We start from the raw sequence: 14,124 nt of genomic DNA on the forward strand, positions 1-14,124 counted from the left end.
CGCTTTTGACAAACGGCAAGTCTTTTTTATTACTTCTGATTTGCAGCTTCGACAGACGCTCCGATAAAGCCTTTGAATAGAGGCTGAGGTCTTGTCGGTCTTGACTTGAACTCTGGGTGGAACTGAGAAGCCACGAACCAAGGGTGGTCTTTCAGCTCGATGATTTCCACAAGGCGTCCATCAGGGCTTGTGCCTGAGAATACGAAGCCTTGTTCTTCCATTTGCTGTCTGAATTCATTGTTAAACTCATAGCGGTGGCGGTGGCGCTCGTACACCACTTCGTCCTGATACACTTCAAAGGCTTTCGTGCCTTCTTCAAGCTTACAAGGGTAAAGGCCGAGACGAAGCGTTCCTCCGAGATCCTCCACATCCTTTTGTTCAGGAAGAAGATCAATGATCGGGTATTGAGTTGACGGATCAATTTCTGCTGAGTGAGCGCCTTTTAAGCCCAATACGTTTCGTGCGTATTCAATAGATGCCACCTGCATGCCCAAGCAAATGCCCAAGAACGGAATGTTGTTTTCGCGTGCGTATTTTGTCGCGACGATTTTGCCTTCAACACCGCGGTCTCCGAATCCGCCCGGCACAATGATGCCGTCTGTTCCGCTTGTGAGTTCTGCGATATTATTTTCTGTCACTTCTTCCGCGTTGATCCACTTCACTTTTACATCTGTGTCAAACGCATAGCCCGCATGGCGGAGAGACTCGACAACAGAAATGTATGCGTCAGGAAGCTCAACGTATTTGCCGACAAGGCCGATTGTAATCGTTTGAGACAGGTTGCTGACTTTGTTAACAAGCTCTTTCCACTCGGACATTTCCGCTTCTTTGCATGCCAATTTCATGTGCTCGCAAACAAGCTTATCAAGCCCTTGTTTTTGAAGCTCCAGCGGAATGGAGTAAAGGTTGTCCGCATCTTCACATTCAATAACCGCTTTTGTATCGATGTCGCAGAAAAGCGCGATTTTATCTTTCATATCTTGAGAAATCGGCATTTCTGTACGAACGACGATGATGTTTGGCTGAATGCCCAAGCTGCGCAATTCTTTTACGCTGTGCTGTGTCGGTTTTGTTTTTAATTCGCCAGCAGCTTTAATGTAAGGCACGAGCGTACAGTGGATGTACATTACGTTTTCACGGCCGATGTCGCTCTTCATTTGGCGGATCGCTTCAAGGAATGGCAGTGATTCGATGTCTCCGACAGTACCGCCGATTTCTGTAATGACAACATCTGCGTTTGTCTCTTTCCCTGCGCGGTAAACACGGTCTTTCAATTCGTTTGTGATGTGCGGAATGACCTGTACGGTTCCTCCAAGGTAATCTCCGCGGCGTTCTTTTTTAAGAACTGTTGAATAGATTTTACCTGTTGTCACGTTGCTGAATTTATTCAGGTTAATGTCGATAAAACGCTCATAGTGACCAAGGTCCAAGTCTGTTTCAGCGCCGTCATCCGTTACGAATACTTCACCGTGCTGGTACGGGCTCATTGTTCCCGGGTCAACGTTGATGTATGGATCGAATTTTTGAATCGTCACGTTCAGTCCGCGGTTTTTCAGCAAACGCCCTAATGAAGCTGCTACAATACCCTTTCCAAGTGAGGATACAACTCCCCCGGTTACAAAAATATATTTCGTCATTTCGTTTGCTCCTCTCTTCGCTCTTAGCTACATTTTTAAAATGTACTATTTTATAAAAAATCATTTAGCCTTTTAAATGATTTATAAGAAAAATGAGGGGTGAAAATAAGAAAGCTCCCTTTCAATTTCTTGAAAGGGAGCATAACGTACTATGTTCTCTCTTCGTTTTTGAAGAGCCCAAAATACATACTACATAGTTCGACTATGAAAGTCAAGATCGTTTTGAAGATGAAATCTGATACTATTTAATTTCCTCTTCTTCATCATCATAGTCTTCATCATCTTCATCAACAATATCTTCTTCGATCTCAAGATCGTCGTCGTCGTCTTCGTCAAGATCTTCATCGTCAAAATCGTCGGCTTCAAGATCGAGTTCTTCCTCAACTTCATCCAAATCAAGGTCATCTTCGTCGATCTCTTCAAACTCGTCAAGATCAAGATCTTCTTCGACTGCTTTCTTCGCTTTTTTCTTTTTCGCCTTGACTGTCGGCTGAGTTTCTTCATCAAGCTGATCATACGGATACCAGCTGCGAAGCCCCCACGTCTGGTCAGAAAGCGCCAGGAAGCGGCCGTCAATGTTTAAATCTGTATAAAATTGAGCGATGCGGTCTCCAAGCTCTTCTTTTTTCACGCCGAGCAAAGATGCGATTTCATTTAAAAGCTCCTGAAAAGGAACTGGTTTTTTATGTTCTTCAAATAATTCGTGAGCGATTTCAACTAAAGCCATTTCCTTTAGCTCTTCCTGTGAATATTGTTTGATACCCAAGGTCGGACACTCCCTTTCTATTACTTATATGTATCTGTTTTATCAATAATGAAAGCGATTTTGTATCGTTCTTATACAAACCATACCTCTCATTATAAACAAAATAAAACAGAATATGCTACCCTTAACAGCGTTAATTTAAATAATTTTACAAGAGTGATCCGACTGAGAGATGTTTTCCGTTAATCCGCGAGCATTCTGGAGATGACCAGTCTTTGAATTTCTTGAGTGCCTTCATAGATTTGCGTGATTTTTGCATCACGCATATAGCGTTCTACCGGATAATCTTTTGTATAGCCGTAGCCGCCGAAAATCTGCACGGCTTCGGTCGTTACCTTCATCGCCGTATCCCCAGCCATCAGCTTGGACATGGCGGAAGCTTTTCCATATGGAAGACCCGATGATTCTAACCACGCAGCCTGATAGGTCAATAGCCTTGAAGCTTCTATCATTGTCGCCATATCCGCGAGTTTAAAAGCGATGCCCTGCTGCTCGCCGATCGTTTTTCCGAATTGCTTTCGCTCTTTTGCATATTGAAGCGCCGCATCAAGCGCTCCTTGGGCGATGCCTACGGCTTGTGCAGCTATGCCGTTTCTGCCTCCGTCAAGCGTCTTCATCGCGATTTTGAAGCCTTCTCCTTCTTGTCCGAGACGCTTTGATACGGGCACTACACAATCTTCGAACATGATTTCCGTTGTCGGTGAAGAACGGATGCCCAGCTTCTTTTCTTTCTTGCCTGTAAAAAATCCTTCAAAATCCTTTTCTACTATAAAAGCGGTAATGCCTTTTTTCTTTTTCTCGGGATCGGTGACGGCAAAAACAATGTAAATATCAGCAACGCCGCCGTTTGTGATAAACACTTTGGAACCATTTAACACATAGTCATCGCCGATTCGTTCAGCAGTTGTTTTCATGCTGCCGGCGTCAGAGCCAGACCGTGCTTCGGTCAAAGCGAATGCGCCGATTTTCTCTCCGAGGGCCAGCTGTGTTAAGTACTCTGTCTTCTGTTCCTCCGTTCCAAAGGCAAACAGCGGCCAGCTGCAAAGAGAGATATGGGCGGAAAGCGTCACACCGGTGGATGCGCACACTTTTGACAGCTCCTCCACCGCGATGACGTAGGCCAAATAGTCACTTCCGATTCCGCCGTAATCTTCAGGCCATGGAATTCCCGTCAGCCCCAGATTTGCCATTTCCCGAAACAGCTCGCGATCGAAGCGTTCTTGTTCGTCCCGTTCTGCCGCTGTCGGGGCCACCTCATGCTTCGCAAAATCGCGCACCAATTTTCGTATCATCTGGTGTTCTTCTGATAATGAAAAATTCATTGCTTCTCCCCCATTTTCAGATCAGCGCCTAAAACGGATTGAGCCAGAAGCTCGACTATGTCATACGTTTTGACTTGGTCTTCAGCTTCCTTCGCCTTTGTGCCGTCCCCAAGCATTGTGAGACAGTACGGACAGCCGGAACTGATCACCGATGGGTTGACTGCGAGCGCTTGCTCTGTCCTGGCGACGTTAATCCTGTTGCCTGTTTCTTCCTCCATCCACATTAATCCCCCGCCAGCTCCGCAGCACATGCCGGTTTCCCGGTTTCTCTCCATTTCAACAAGCTGCACGCCCGGAATGGCTTTCAAAATCTCTCTCGGCGGATCATAAACTTCATTGTATCGGCCCAAATAGCACGAATCATGGAAGGTAATCTTCTCATGAAGCGGGTGCTGCGGCTTTAATTTTCCGTTTTTTACAAGCTCGGCCAGCACTTCTGTATGATGATAAACCTCGCCTTCAAATCCGAAATCCGGATATTCATTTTTAAATAAATTGTATGCATGGGGATCGATCGTAACGATTTTTTTGACATCATTTTTTTCAAATTCAGAAATATTCTTCTCAGCCAGCTCTTGGAACAAAAATTCATTTCCGAGACGGCGCGGCGTGTCTCCTGAATTTTTTTCTTTATTGCCGAGAATCGCGAAGGACACGCCCGCGTGATTGAGCAGCTTGGCAAAGGAAATTGCGATTTTCTGGCTTCTGTTGTCGTAAGACCCCATGGAGCCTACCCAGAAAAGGTACTCAAATTCTTTTCCTTCTTTTTTCATTTCTTTTACAGTCGGAATCTCAGCATCCGGCGCCTCGTCACGCCAATTTTCACGTTCCTTACGGTTGAGTCCCCACGGATTCCCCTGCCGCTCAATACTTGTCATTGCGCGCTGGGCGTCACTGTCCATTTTTCCTTCTGTCAGTACGAGGTAGCGGCGGAGGTCGATGATTTTATCCACGTGCTCATTCATGACCGGGCATTGATCCTCACAGTTTCGGCAAGTGGTGCATGCCCAAATTTCTTCCTCTGTGATGACGTCGCCGATCAAGCTTGGATTGTAATCAAGCGCCGCTGCGGCTTCCTGCGATCCGCTGCCCGCTGACGCCGCAGCCAGCTGATTGCCTCTCGTATGCCGAAACGCTGCTGCGGGCACCCATGGGGAGCGCGAGGTGACGGCAGCGCCTTTTTCCGTGAGATGGTCTCTGAGACGCAAAATCAAGTCCATCGGAGACAGCATTTTTCCGGTGCCTGTTGCAGGGCACATATTGGTACAGCGGCCGCACTCGACACACGCGTACAGATCAAGCAGCTGAGACTGCCTGAAATCCTCAATTTTTCCCGCTCCGTAGCTTTCTTTCGTTTCGTCGGTAAAATCAATTTTTTCAAGTTTTCCGGCAGATTCCATTCTGTTGAAAAAGACGTTTGCCGGGCCGGCGATTAAATGGGCATGCTTCGACTGAGGCACGTACACTAAAAAGCTAAGCAAGAATAGGAGATGGATCCACCATGCGATATAGAAAATCACCGCCGCGCCTGTTTTCCCGACACCGCTAAGCATAAACGCAATACCTGAGGCAATTGGCTCGCTCCAAGAAAGCCCATGCTCATGCCAAATCAGATTCATCCCGTTCCCAAGCAGAACGGTCAGCATTAACCCTCCGATAAAAATGAGAACGAGTCCGGCTTTGAAACCGCGTTTCAGCCTCACTAGCTTTTCGATATAACGTCTGTAAAATGCCCACCCAACAGCAATCAAAATGAGAAACGTAACAATTTCCTGAAAAAAGGTGAAGGCGGGATAGACCGGGCCAAGCGGCAGATTCCGGCCGGGAGCCAGTCCTTTGATGATAAAGTCAATTGCTCCGAACTGAACCAATATAAATCCGTAGAAAAACATGACGTGAATGATTCCGCTTTTCTTGTCCTTGAGCAGTTTTTTCTGTCCGAATACATTCACCCATATGGCGTGAAGCCGTTCCTTGAACCGTTGATCAAATTGTTCTTTCTGGCCGAGCTTGATGTAGGCCAGTCTCGTTTTGACCAAATACACAAACAAATAGACAGCGTAAGCGGTTACAATCAGAAATAATAATGCATTTGCGATGAGAAAGCCGCTCATTCCAATTCCCCCTTTTTACTGATAAAGACCGCGATCCCCTACCCCCGAATCTGTATAAGATTATCTTTATGATAAATAATGAATGAGTGTTCAGTCAATAATTAAATTCCTGCTGTTCGGGCACACTACCTTTACTACGGAAAGGAGTGCCGGTATGAAGGTATTTATCGTGATTATGATCATTGTCGTTATTTTCTTTGCCTTGATTCTGCTTGATATCTTCATGGGCCGTGCCGGATACAGAAAAAAGGCGTACGAGCCTGTTTTTTCAAAAAAGAAGAGTGACATCGAATTGATCCACTGCGGCGCTGATCTCGTTGAGCGGATGATGAATGATATTCGCCAGGCCGCCTCTTCTGTTCACATGATGTTTTTTATTATGAAAAATGATGAGGTCAGCCACAATATGTATACCTTGCTGAAAACAAAAGCCCAAGCTGGCGTATCCGTTTATTTGCTTCTGGATTGGGCGGGCTGCCGGGCAATTAAAAAAACGGCGCTGCAGACGATGAAAAATGCCGGCGTCCATGTCCATGTGATGAATCGTCCCCGTTTTCCTTTTTTCTTTTTTCACATGCAAAAACGGAATCACCGGAAGATTACGGTGATAGATGGAAAAATCGGTTATATCGGCGGGTTTAACATCGCCGAAGAATATCTTGGAAAGAAGGCGAAGTTCGGCAATTGGGAGGATTATCATCTGCGCATGATGGGAGAAGGCGTACATGATCTTCAAACGCTTTTTGCTTCTGATCTAAAACGTAATACCGGAATCGTTCTGGGTTCGGATGTTTGGCCAAAGCTTCAGCAAGGGACTATTTCTCACAAGATATATGCGACTGACGGTTATTCCCTTGAAAACATATACTTAGCCAACATTGCCCAAGCGAAGAATCGCCTTACGGTTTGCACGCCTTATTACATTCCATCAAAACCGCTTCAAGAGGCCCTTATTAACGCAAGAAAAAACGGCGTATCCGTGAGAATCATTGTACCGATGAAATCAGACCATCCGCTGGTACGAGAAGCGGCTTTTACGTATTATTCGGAGCTCTTGGATGCCGGCTGTCTTATTTATCGTTATTATCAAGGGTTTTATCATGTAAAAGCCCTCATCATAGACGACCATCTCAGCATAATCGGAACAGCCAACTTCGATAAACGAAGCCTGTTTTTAAATGAAGAGGTGAATGTCGAAATTGATGACGAAGCGTTTACAAGTGAAGTCTATGCCACGATTGAGGAGGATATGAAAAAGTCGGAGCGGCTGACCATGGAGGATTTCAGCAAGCGCACATTCAGGCAGCGCCCGGCGGAATGGCTCGGCAGGGCATTATCTTATTTCTTATAAAGGAGAGTTCCTATGATTTTCAGATTCGGGTTCGTTTCAAATGCGATGAGCCTTTGGGATGCGTCTCCCGCTAAAACATTGACATTCGCGCGTTATTCAAAGCTTTCAAAGACTGAAAGAAAAGAAGCGCTTCTGACTGTGACAAAAGCCAATTTGCGCAATACGATGAGAACCCTTCACTATATCATCGGACACGGCATTCCTTTGTACCGTTTTTCCAGTTCGATTGTGCCGCTGGCTACGCATCCCGACGTGATGTGGGATTTTGTAACACCGTTTCAAAAAGAGTTTCGGGAAATTGGAGAGCTTGTTAAAACACATCAACTGCGAACAAGCTTTCATCCAAATCAATTCACTCTGTTTACGAGCACGAAGGAATCCGTCACAAAAAATGCGGTAACCGATATGGCCTATCACTACCGCATGCTTGAGGCCATGGGCATTGCTGATCGCTCCGTTATCAACATTCATATTGGCGGCGCTTACGGAAATAAAGACACCGCCACTGCACAATTTCATCAAAATATAAAACAGCTGCCGCAGGAGATCAAAGAGCGGATGACACTTGAAAATGATGATAAAACATATACAACGGAAGAAACGCTTCAGGTCTGTGAGCAGGAGGATGTTCCGTTTGTCTTTGACTTTCATCATTTTTACGCCAATCCAGACGATCACGCCGACCTGAATGTAGCACTGCCCCGCATGATCAAAACGTGGGAGCGGATCGGCCTTCAGCCAAAGGTTCACTTGTCTTCCCCAAAATCGGAGCAAGCGATACGCAGCCATGCCGATTATGTTGAAGCCAACTTTTTGCTGCCGCTGTTGGAACGCTTTAGGCAATGGGGAACGAATATTGATTTCATGATTGAAGCAAAGCAGAAAGACAAGGCGCTTCTCCGCTTGATGGATGAATTAAGCTCCATCCGCGGTGTCAAACGCATCGGGGGCGGTGCGCTGCAATGGAAGTCATAAATGTGCAAAAATAGGTTTACGACTTGTCAGCTTTGGGAACTTAGGCTATATAAGACAACAATCGATGGAGGAGAAAGATCATGAAAAATATCAAGTCTCTGAAAGTAGCCGCACAGGCCTTTACTTTAAGAAATTTGATTCATCTTTATAAAATGTGCCATTCCGGAAGCCACGAGGTTTATATTTATTCAAAGAAAACGATGTGCAAAATCAAAAGCTTAATTGAGCTTGAAACATTCCGCATGGCTCATAATGAAAAGGAATATTTGATCGTAGTTGAAGGAACAAAAGCATCACAGCTCATTGAAAAATTCCAAAATTTCATCGAGCCTGCTGAGAGAGAAGCGCTCTAACTTACATACAAAAAAGGATAGACATTTGTCTATCCTTTTTTCTTATGCTCTTACATAATGGAGCTGAACCGCTTGTCCAAATTGTTTTGTCCCTATTAACCGCAGTTTTGTTTCATATGTTAGTTCGTGAAACAGCGGGATGCCGCTTCCTAAAACGACGGGAATAACAGTGATGATGAATTCGTCGATGGCATCTTCTTTCATAAAGGCATTCACCAGCTCCGCCCCGCCAGCTATCCAGATGTTTGAGCCTTTTTCCTGTTTCAAACGGTCAGTGAAGGCTCTGGCTCCCTCATTGATAAACGTCACATGTTCATCTTGATAACTGTCGGGCGATCCTGTAAAAACATAGCAGGTTTTATCCTGATACGGGAAAACCGGTGTTAGCACTTTTACGTGCTCATATGTGCTCCGGCCTAAAATGACTGTATCAACAGTCTGATAAAAATCACTGTAGCCGTTGTCGCCTTCACCTTCAAATTCATCCAGCCAATCGATGCTTCCATCTTCTTTTGCGATCATCCCGTCCAATGAAACAGCAATGTACAGCACAGTTTTTCTTTCCATGTTCTCCTCCTATCGCTGCACCATTTGCCCGAATTGCGCTTGATGCAGCCTGCTGTATAGGCCTCCGGCTTCGATCAGGTCTTGATGACGGCCTTGTTCTTCAATACCGTTGTTTGTAACAACCACAATTCTGTCCGCGTCTTTGATTGTTGCCAGCCTGTGGGCGATGACAAGCGTCGTGCGCCCCTCAGACAACTCTTGAAGCGCCTTTTGGATCGCCGCTTCCGTCTCTGTATCAAGGGCTGAGGTGGCTTCGTCGAGAATCAAGATCGACGGATTTTTCAAGAACATCCTTGCAATTGACAGACGCTGTTTTTGCCCGCCGGAAAGCTTCACGCCGCGTTCGCCAATCATAGTATCCAACCCATCGGGCATGTTATGGACGAGCTCTTCCAGATGCGCCTGCTTCACAGCTTGCCAAATGTCTTCTTCTGATGCGCCTAGTCGGCCGTAGGCGATATTTTCTCTAAGCGTGCCCGAGAATAAGAAAACGTCCTGCTGCACGACGCCAATCTGCCCGCGCAACGAAGAAAGCGTCATGTCTTTTATACTGATGCCGTCAATCGTAATGTCGCCCTCCGATGCTTCATAAAAACGCGGAAGCAGACTGCAAAGCGTTGATTTCCCCGCACCTGACGGACCGACGAACGCCACCGTTTCCCCCGCTTGAATGGATAGGTTGATGTCATTGAGGACATTGTGATGGTCATCATAGCCAAACGAAACATGTTTATAGCGGATATTGCCCTTCAGGCCGGAAACATCTTTCGAATCAGGTGAATCCTGAATGTCCGGCTCTGTCTCCATGAGCTCCATATAGCTTTTGAAACCCGCGATCCCCCTCGGATACATTTCGATAATGGCATTAATTTTGTCAATAGGCCTGAACAGCACATTTGTCAGGAGCACAAACGCCACGAATTCCCCGTACGATAAGGAGCCGCGAATGACAAACCACGTCCCGCACAAAAGGACAAACAGCGTGACAAACCGGGTCAGCATATAGCTGATTGAACCGTTTTTCGCCATGATTTTGTAGGAAGAAAGCTTTGTGACACGAAAACGCTGGTTATTGACGGCGAAACGTTCTTTTTCAAACGCTTCATTTCCGAACGCCTGCACAAGCCGGATGCCGCCGATGTTATTTTCTACACGCGCGCTGAAGTCTCCGATATCCTTGTTCAGCGTGGTAAATGCTTTGGTCATTTTTTTGTTGAAATAAAGCGCTAGCCAAATGACGATCGGCATAATGATAAACGTTAATAAAGCAAGCTGCCAGTTAATAAACAGCATCACTCCGAACGCCCCGAGAATGGTCATGACCGCAATGAATAAGTCTTCCGGTCCGTGATGGGCGACTTCACCGATATACATTAAATCGTTCGTGAGCTTCGACATCAGCGTTCCCGTCTTGTTGTTGTCGTAAAATTTGAACGAGAGCTTTTGCAAATGGTCAAAAAGCGACTTTCTCATATCAGTCTCAATATTGATACCAAGCATGTGTCCCCAGTAGGTCACGATATACTGAAGAGCCGAGCTGAGCGCGTACACCGCAAATAACCCGATTGAGGTCGCGATGATCAGTCCCCAATCCCTGCCCGGCAGCAAGGTATCAATAAAATAATTGACGATCAAAGGAAAACTCAGCTCCATTAAACCTCCCGCGATCGCTGAGAAAAAGTCGAGAAAGAACAACGTTTTATATGGTTTATAATATGAAAAAAATTGCCGCAGCACCCTATCTTCCCCCAATGTATAAATAACTGATAATATTTCTCAATTATACTATACACGGGCTGTTTTGAAAAATCAGATTTCTTTTTTCTTACAGAACACCTGAAAACAGGCGGGCAAATGACTCTTTTGTCCGGTCAGCCACGCCTCTTTTATAAAAGCCGACAGGGCTGAGCTTTTCACTTTCCTGCATATCCTCTTCAAAATGGGCCTCAAGGGTTCGGATCGCTTCGGCATCCGTGAAGAACACATTCACTTCAAAGTTGAGCTGAAAGCTGCGCATGTCCATATTCGCGGTACCGACGGAGGCGAGATCGCCATCAATGATCATGACTTTTTGATGCATGAAGCCTTTTTGGTAGGAGTACACTTCAATGCCCTCAAGAAGCAGCTCCGGGAAATAGGACCTCGACGCGTATTGGGTCAAAAAGCTGTCGTTCTTCTCCGGCACCATAACCCTTACCTCTACCCCCTTTGTCGCCGCTGCTTTTAGCGCCGTGCGAATGGATTCATTGGGGACAAAATAGGGTGTGGCGATCCATATTGATTTCTGCGCTGAAGAAATCATTTCATAATAAAGGTCGCTCATGCTTTCTTTCATGTCAGGGCCTGTCGCGACAATTTGATAAATGCCTCCTCCTTCCACGGGAACCGGGGTATTGTACTCCTCTTGATCAATTAGCACTTCATTGGAGACATATTCCCAATCCAGCATAAAGATAGCGTGGAGCGTTTGCACAATTTCCCCCTCAAGCCGCAGGTGTGTATCTCTCCAAAATCCGATGTACGGATCTCTGCTGATATATTCCTTCCCAACATTTAATCCGCCCACAAAACCGGTTTTCCCATCGATGATCACGATTTTCCGGTGATTTCTGAAATTCAGCTTCTGGTTGAAAAACCCGTATTTCAGCGGAGAAAACGGGACGATGTCCACCCCCGCTTGTTTCATTCTCATAATATCTCTTCTTGCCAGCTTCATGCTTCCTGCCGCATCGTATAGAAACCTCACCTCGACACCCTGGCGCGCTTTCTCCATCATAATGTCCATCATGCCGCGTCCGAGCATGTCTGATTTAAACATGTAGTATTCAATATGTATGTAAGATTCCGCTTTTCTCATCGCTTTGAAAATGTCCGGGAAGGTTTCTTCGCCGTTTTTCAGCACTTTGATGTTGCTTTTCGTATTGATATTCATATGGGCAGCCTTGATGGAATAGGTAAAGAATCTCTCTTGATTGTCCTTCAGCCCTGTCACTTCGGGCGTTTCCTCCTTGTCAAACAGCTTCCTGAGCTTTTCCCTGTTGTACATTCGTTTTGTCTTAAACAGCTTTCCCTTTACATAAAGCTGTCCCGAAAACAGATAAAACACGTAGCCGACGATTGGAAAAAAGACAAGAATATGGATCCATAGCAGCGTGTGCTGCGAGGTGCGGTTTTCAAGAATTAATGAATAGATGCTGAACAAAATAATGCTTATATAGCAAAGCAATCCTCCGTAAAACTCAAGCCTGGAAACCGGAAAAAACCAAATGACATATGCCCCGATGAGCATCATATATAAAAAGAAAAATTCCAGTCTCCTTTTCAGCATCCTGATTCTCTCCAATCTGATTCAATTACCTCTGTATTACCTCTTTTTTCTAATCGATAAACCTTGTAAGCAAAAAACCTCTCCGCCAAAGGAGGAGAGGTTTAGAGAAAACTAACTGTCACGGAATTCATCCGCATCGTTTCTGCAGAAATAAAGCAAGACTATTGGCAACGCCGAGTGACAACATAAGCGGCAGGCCGAACCCGCTCAGCACTCCGGCAAGCGCCGAAAAAGAGGCAGCGCTGTGACTGCAAATACGGTGGATAGAGTGAATTTGATACCCATTCTGATGAGAGAAAATATATAAAACGGGATATTGATCACAAAGATATAAGGAGTTAGTCAGGCTGAGTCATAATCTGCAGTTCAGCCGGTTTAAAATGAGTAAAATCCGTTTTATTCTTGATGTTATTTCCAGGATTCCCGGCCGCCCAGCCATTACCTTGGCAGAAAAAACCCCCTCTTGCAAGGGGGATTTTCACGAGCGTTTCCGATATACAACGTAGCTGCGGGTCAGATACTTGAGCGGCAGACTGAACACATGAACCAATCTCGTAAACGGCCACAGGATAAAAACGACGTATCCTATTACAATATGAAACTTAAACCATAGCGGGACACTCTCCATCAAAGAGGCGTCAGGCCTGAACAAAACGATTTCCCTGAACCAGGGCCCGACTGTGGTCCGGTAATCAAATCCTTTCGAATCAATATTGAGAAACGTGGCCGCAACGCCTGACAGCATCATGAACAGCAGCAGGAGCAGCGTAAGGATATCTGATGGCGAGCTGGTTTTGCGGATCCTTTTGTCAAACAGCCTTCTGTACGTCAGGATGACAAGTCCGGTACATGCCGCAATGCCCGCCGGCAAGCCAGCGCCAATCGCCATTTTGTGATACATATGCTCTGAAATGCCAAGGGAAGCATACACGCCTTCCGGGATCAGAATCCCCATGACATGCCCGCCGACAACGCACAGCAGTCCCCAGTGAAAAAGTGTGCTGCCCGCGGCGAGTTTTTTCTTTTCTAACATCTCGCTTGATTTCGCCGTCCAGCCAAATTGGTCATGCTGGTAGCGGTAAATATGGCCGCCGATAAAGATTGTCAATACAATGTATGGCATAATACCCCAGAGGATCTGCCCGCTCATGCCTGAACAGCCCCTTCAACGCTTTCACGTACGCCAATGTTTTCAAGCGCGGCCAGCAGCACGTGCAGCAGTTCAGCGTATATACTGTCATTTTTTTCGAGACGGGATGCCAGCTCCCTCACATTGGACAGATATTTCTCAAACACGCTTCTCGCTGCTTCAATTTCTGCAGCCGCAGCAAATTCCAGCATCAGCGGCAGATAATCAGGCAGCTCTTTCTCTGTCGGCAGGAAACCGGATTGCTCGTATGTGTTTTTTAAATGCAGCAATTCAACGCCGCGTTCCCTTTGCTCGCCCGAGTTAAAGTAGGTGACATACATATTTGTTTTTTTCCCAAAGTCGAATGTATAGACATAGTGTTCAATCAGCGCTTCCGGTGAAAAGCTGGCTGACGCTTCGAAAAAGTGCAGCAGCTTCTCCCGGATTTGCCGGTTGCTGATTTCATGGATAAGAGCCTTCCAATCGGGAATCTCGGCTCTCCACTCTTCATCCGGATAAGAGAGAAGAGTGGATAGAGCGGAGAACGTAATTTGCCGGTCTGTGGTGTTCATCTTGTTACAC

At 45.9% G+C, this 14,124-nt stretch carries 12 protein-coding genes and 1 pseudogene; 3 read left to right on the plus strand and 10 right to left on the minus strand.

Annotated features, from left to right (window positions below; translation table 11 throughout):
- Window positions 1-29: 29 nt before the first annotated feature.
- The 4 genes from pyrG to NX903_RS18250 all read right to left on the minus strand — a co-directional run bounded on the left by pyrG (window position 30) and on the right by NX903_RS18250 (window position 5,839).
- Window positions 30-1,637, minus strand: coding sequence for a glutamine hydrolyzing CTP synthase (gene pyrG / locus NX903_RS18235; protein WP_003227612.1), 1,608 nt, complete (start codon window positions 1,635-1,637; stop codon window positions 30-32).
- Window positions 1,638-1,878: 241 nt separating this feature from the next.
- On the minus strand, window positions 1,879-2,403 hold the full coding sequence (gene rpoE / locus NX903_RS18240; protein ID WP_086344428.1) for a DNA-directed RNA polymerase subunit delta: 525 nt from the start codon (window positions 2,401-2,403) through the stop codon (window positions 1,879-1,881).
- A 182-nt stretch (window positions 2,404-2,585) separates the two neighbouring features.
- Window positions 2,586-3,725 carry an acyl-CoA dehydrogenase AcdA gene (gene acdA, locus NX903_RS18245; protein WP_086344429.1) on the minus strand — a complete coding sequence of 380 codons (1,140 nt, stop codon included), beginning with the start codon at window positions 3,723-3,725 and terminating at the stop codon, window positions 2,586-2,588.
- Window positions 3,722-5,839: a heterodisulfide reductase-related iron-sulfur binding cluster gene (locus NX903_RS18250; protein ID WP_086344430.1), complete on the minus strand. Its 2,118-nt coding sequence runs from the start codon at window positions 5,837-5,839 to the stop codon at window positions 3,722-3,724. The genes acdA and NX903_RS18250 overlap by 4 nt, the downstream gene beginning before the upstream one ends.
- A gap of 154 nt (window positions 5,840-5,993) precedes the next feature.
- Here NX903_RS18250 and cls (NX903_RS18255) point away from each other — a divergent pair, with 154 nt between their 5' ends.
- The 3 genes from cls (NX903_RS18255) (at window position 5,994) to NX903_RS18265 (ending at window position 8,518) form a co-directional block, all read left to right on the plus strand.
- Window positions 5,994-7,190 (plus strand): cardiolipin synthase, encoded by a 1,197-nt coding sequence (gene cls, locus NX903_RS18255; RefSeq protein WP_086344431.1) that lies wholly within the window; start codon window positions 5,994-5,996, stop codon window positions 7,188-7,190.
- A gap of 12 nt (window positions 7,191-7,202) precedes the next feature.
- A complete protein-coding gene (uvsE, locus tag NX903_RS18260) occupies window positions 7,203-8,165 on the plus strand; it encodes a UV DNA damage repair endonuclease UvsE (protein ID WP_086344432.1) in 963 nt (320 codons plus the stop codon).
- A gap of 80 nt (window positions 8,166-8,245) precedes the next feature.
- Window positions 8,246-8,518, plus strand: coding sequence for a hypothetical protein (locus NX903_RS18265; RefSeq protein WP_086344433.1), 273 nt, complete (start codon window positions 8,246-8,248; stop codon window positions 8,516-8,518).
- A gap of 42 nt (window positions 8,519-8,560) precedes the next feature.
- Here the strand turns inward: NX903_RS18265 and NX903_RS18270 are convergent, their stop codons facing one another.
- The 6 genes and pseudogenes from NX903_RS18270 to narJ all read right to left on the minus strand — a co-directional run bounded on the left by NX903_RS18270 (window position 8,561) and on the right by narJ (window position 14,114).
- A complete protein-coding gene (locus tag NX903_RS18270) occupies window positions 8,561-9,085 on the minus strand; it encodes a dihydrofolate reductase family protein (protein WP_077670964.1) in 525 nt (174 codons plus the stop codon).
- 9 nt (window positions 9,086-9,094) lie between these two features.
- Complete coding sequence (locus NX903_RS18275; protein ID WP_086344434.1) at window positions 9,095-10,822, minus strand: ABC transporter ATP-binding protein; 1,728 nt, start codon at window positions 10,820-10,822, stop codon at window positions 9,095-9,097.
- A gap of 88 nt (window positions 10,823-10,910) precedes the next feature.
- On the minus strand, window positions 10,911-12,413 hold the full coding sequence (cls, locus tag NX903_RS18280) for a cardiolipin synthase (protein WP_086344435.1): 1,503 nt from the start codon (window positions 12,411-12,413) through the stop codon (window positions 10,911-10,913).
- 130 nt (window positions 12,414-12,543) lie between these two features.
- Window positions 12,544-12,740 (minus strand): annotated as a pseudogene (locus tag NX903_RS18285) (YitT family protein); the annotation flags it as partial.
- A gap of 151 nt (window positions 12,741-12,891) precedes the next feature.
- Window positions 12,892-13,563, minus strand: coding sequence for a respiratory nitrate reductase subunit gamma (gene narI, locus NX903_RS18290; RefSeq protein WP_003227587.1), 672 nt, complete (start codon window positions 13,561-13,563; stop codon window positions 12,892-12,894).
- Window positions 13,560-14,114 carry a nitrate reductase molybdenum cofactor assembly chaperone gene (narJ, locus tag NX903_RS18295; RefSeq protein WP_014481211.1) on the minus strand — a complete coding sequence of 185 codons (555 nt, stop codon included), beginning with the start codon at window positions 14,112-14,114 and terminating at the stop codon, window positions 13,560-13,562. Before narJ ends, narI begins: the two co-directional genes overlap by 4 nt.
- Between the last annotated feature and the right edge of the window lie 10 nt (window positions 14,115-14,124).

This window comes from Bacillus sp. FSL R5-0576, assembly GCF_038004765.1.
Classification (GTDB): Bacteria; Bacillota; Bacilli; order Bacillales; family Bacillaceae; genus Bacillus; species Bacillus subtilis.

Excerpts from the sequence above, each read along its gene's own strand:
- NX903_RS18270 (WP_077670964.1), bottom strand. The coding sequence starts at position 9,085 with ATGGAAAGAAAAACTGTGCTGTACATTGCTGTTTCATTGGACGGGATG.
- NX903_RS18250 (WP_086344430.1), bottom strand. The coding sequence starts at position 5,839 with ATGAGCGGCTTTCTCATCGCAAATGCATTATTATTTCTGATTGTAACC.
- cls (WP_086344431.1), top strand. The coding sequence starts at position 5,994 with ATGAAGGTATTTATCGTGATTATGATCATTGTCGTTATTTTCTTTGCC.
- narJ (WP_014481211.1), bottom strand. The coding sequence starts at position 14,114 with ATGAACACCACAGACCGGCAAATTACGTTCTCCGCTCTATCCACTCTT.
- acdA (WP_086344429.1), bottom strand. The coding sequence starts at position 3,725 with ATGAATTTTTCATTATCAGAAGAACACCAGATGATACGAAAATTGGTG.
- cls (WP_086344435.1), bottom strand. The coding sequence starts at position 12,413 with ATGCTGAAAAGGAGACTGGAATTTTTCTTTTTATATATGATGCTCATC.
- NX903_RS18265 (WP_086344433.1), top strand. The coding sequence starts at position 8,246 with ATGAAAAATATCAAGTCTCTGAAAGTAGCCGCACAGGCCTTTACTTTA.
- narI (WP_003227587.1), bottom strand. The coding sequence starts at position 13,563 with ATGAGCGGGCAGATCCTCTGGGGTATTATGCCATACATTGTATTGACA.
- uvsE (WP_086344432.1), top strand. The coding sequence starts at position 7,203 with ATGATTTTCAGATTCGGGTTCGTTTCAAATGCGATGAGCCTTTGGGAT.
- pyrG (WP_003227612.1), bottom strand. The coding sequence starts at position 1,637 with ATGACGAAATATATTTTTGTAACCGGGGGAGTTGTATCCTCACTTGGA.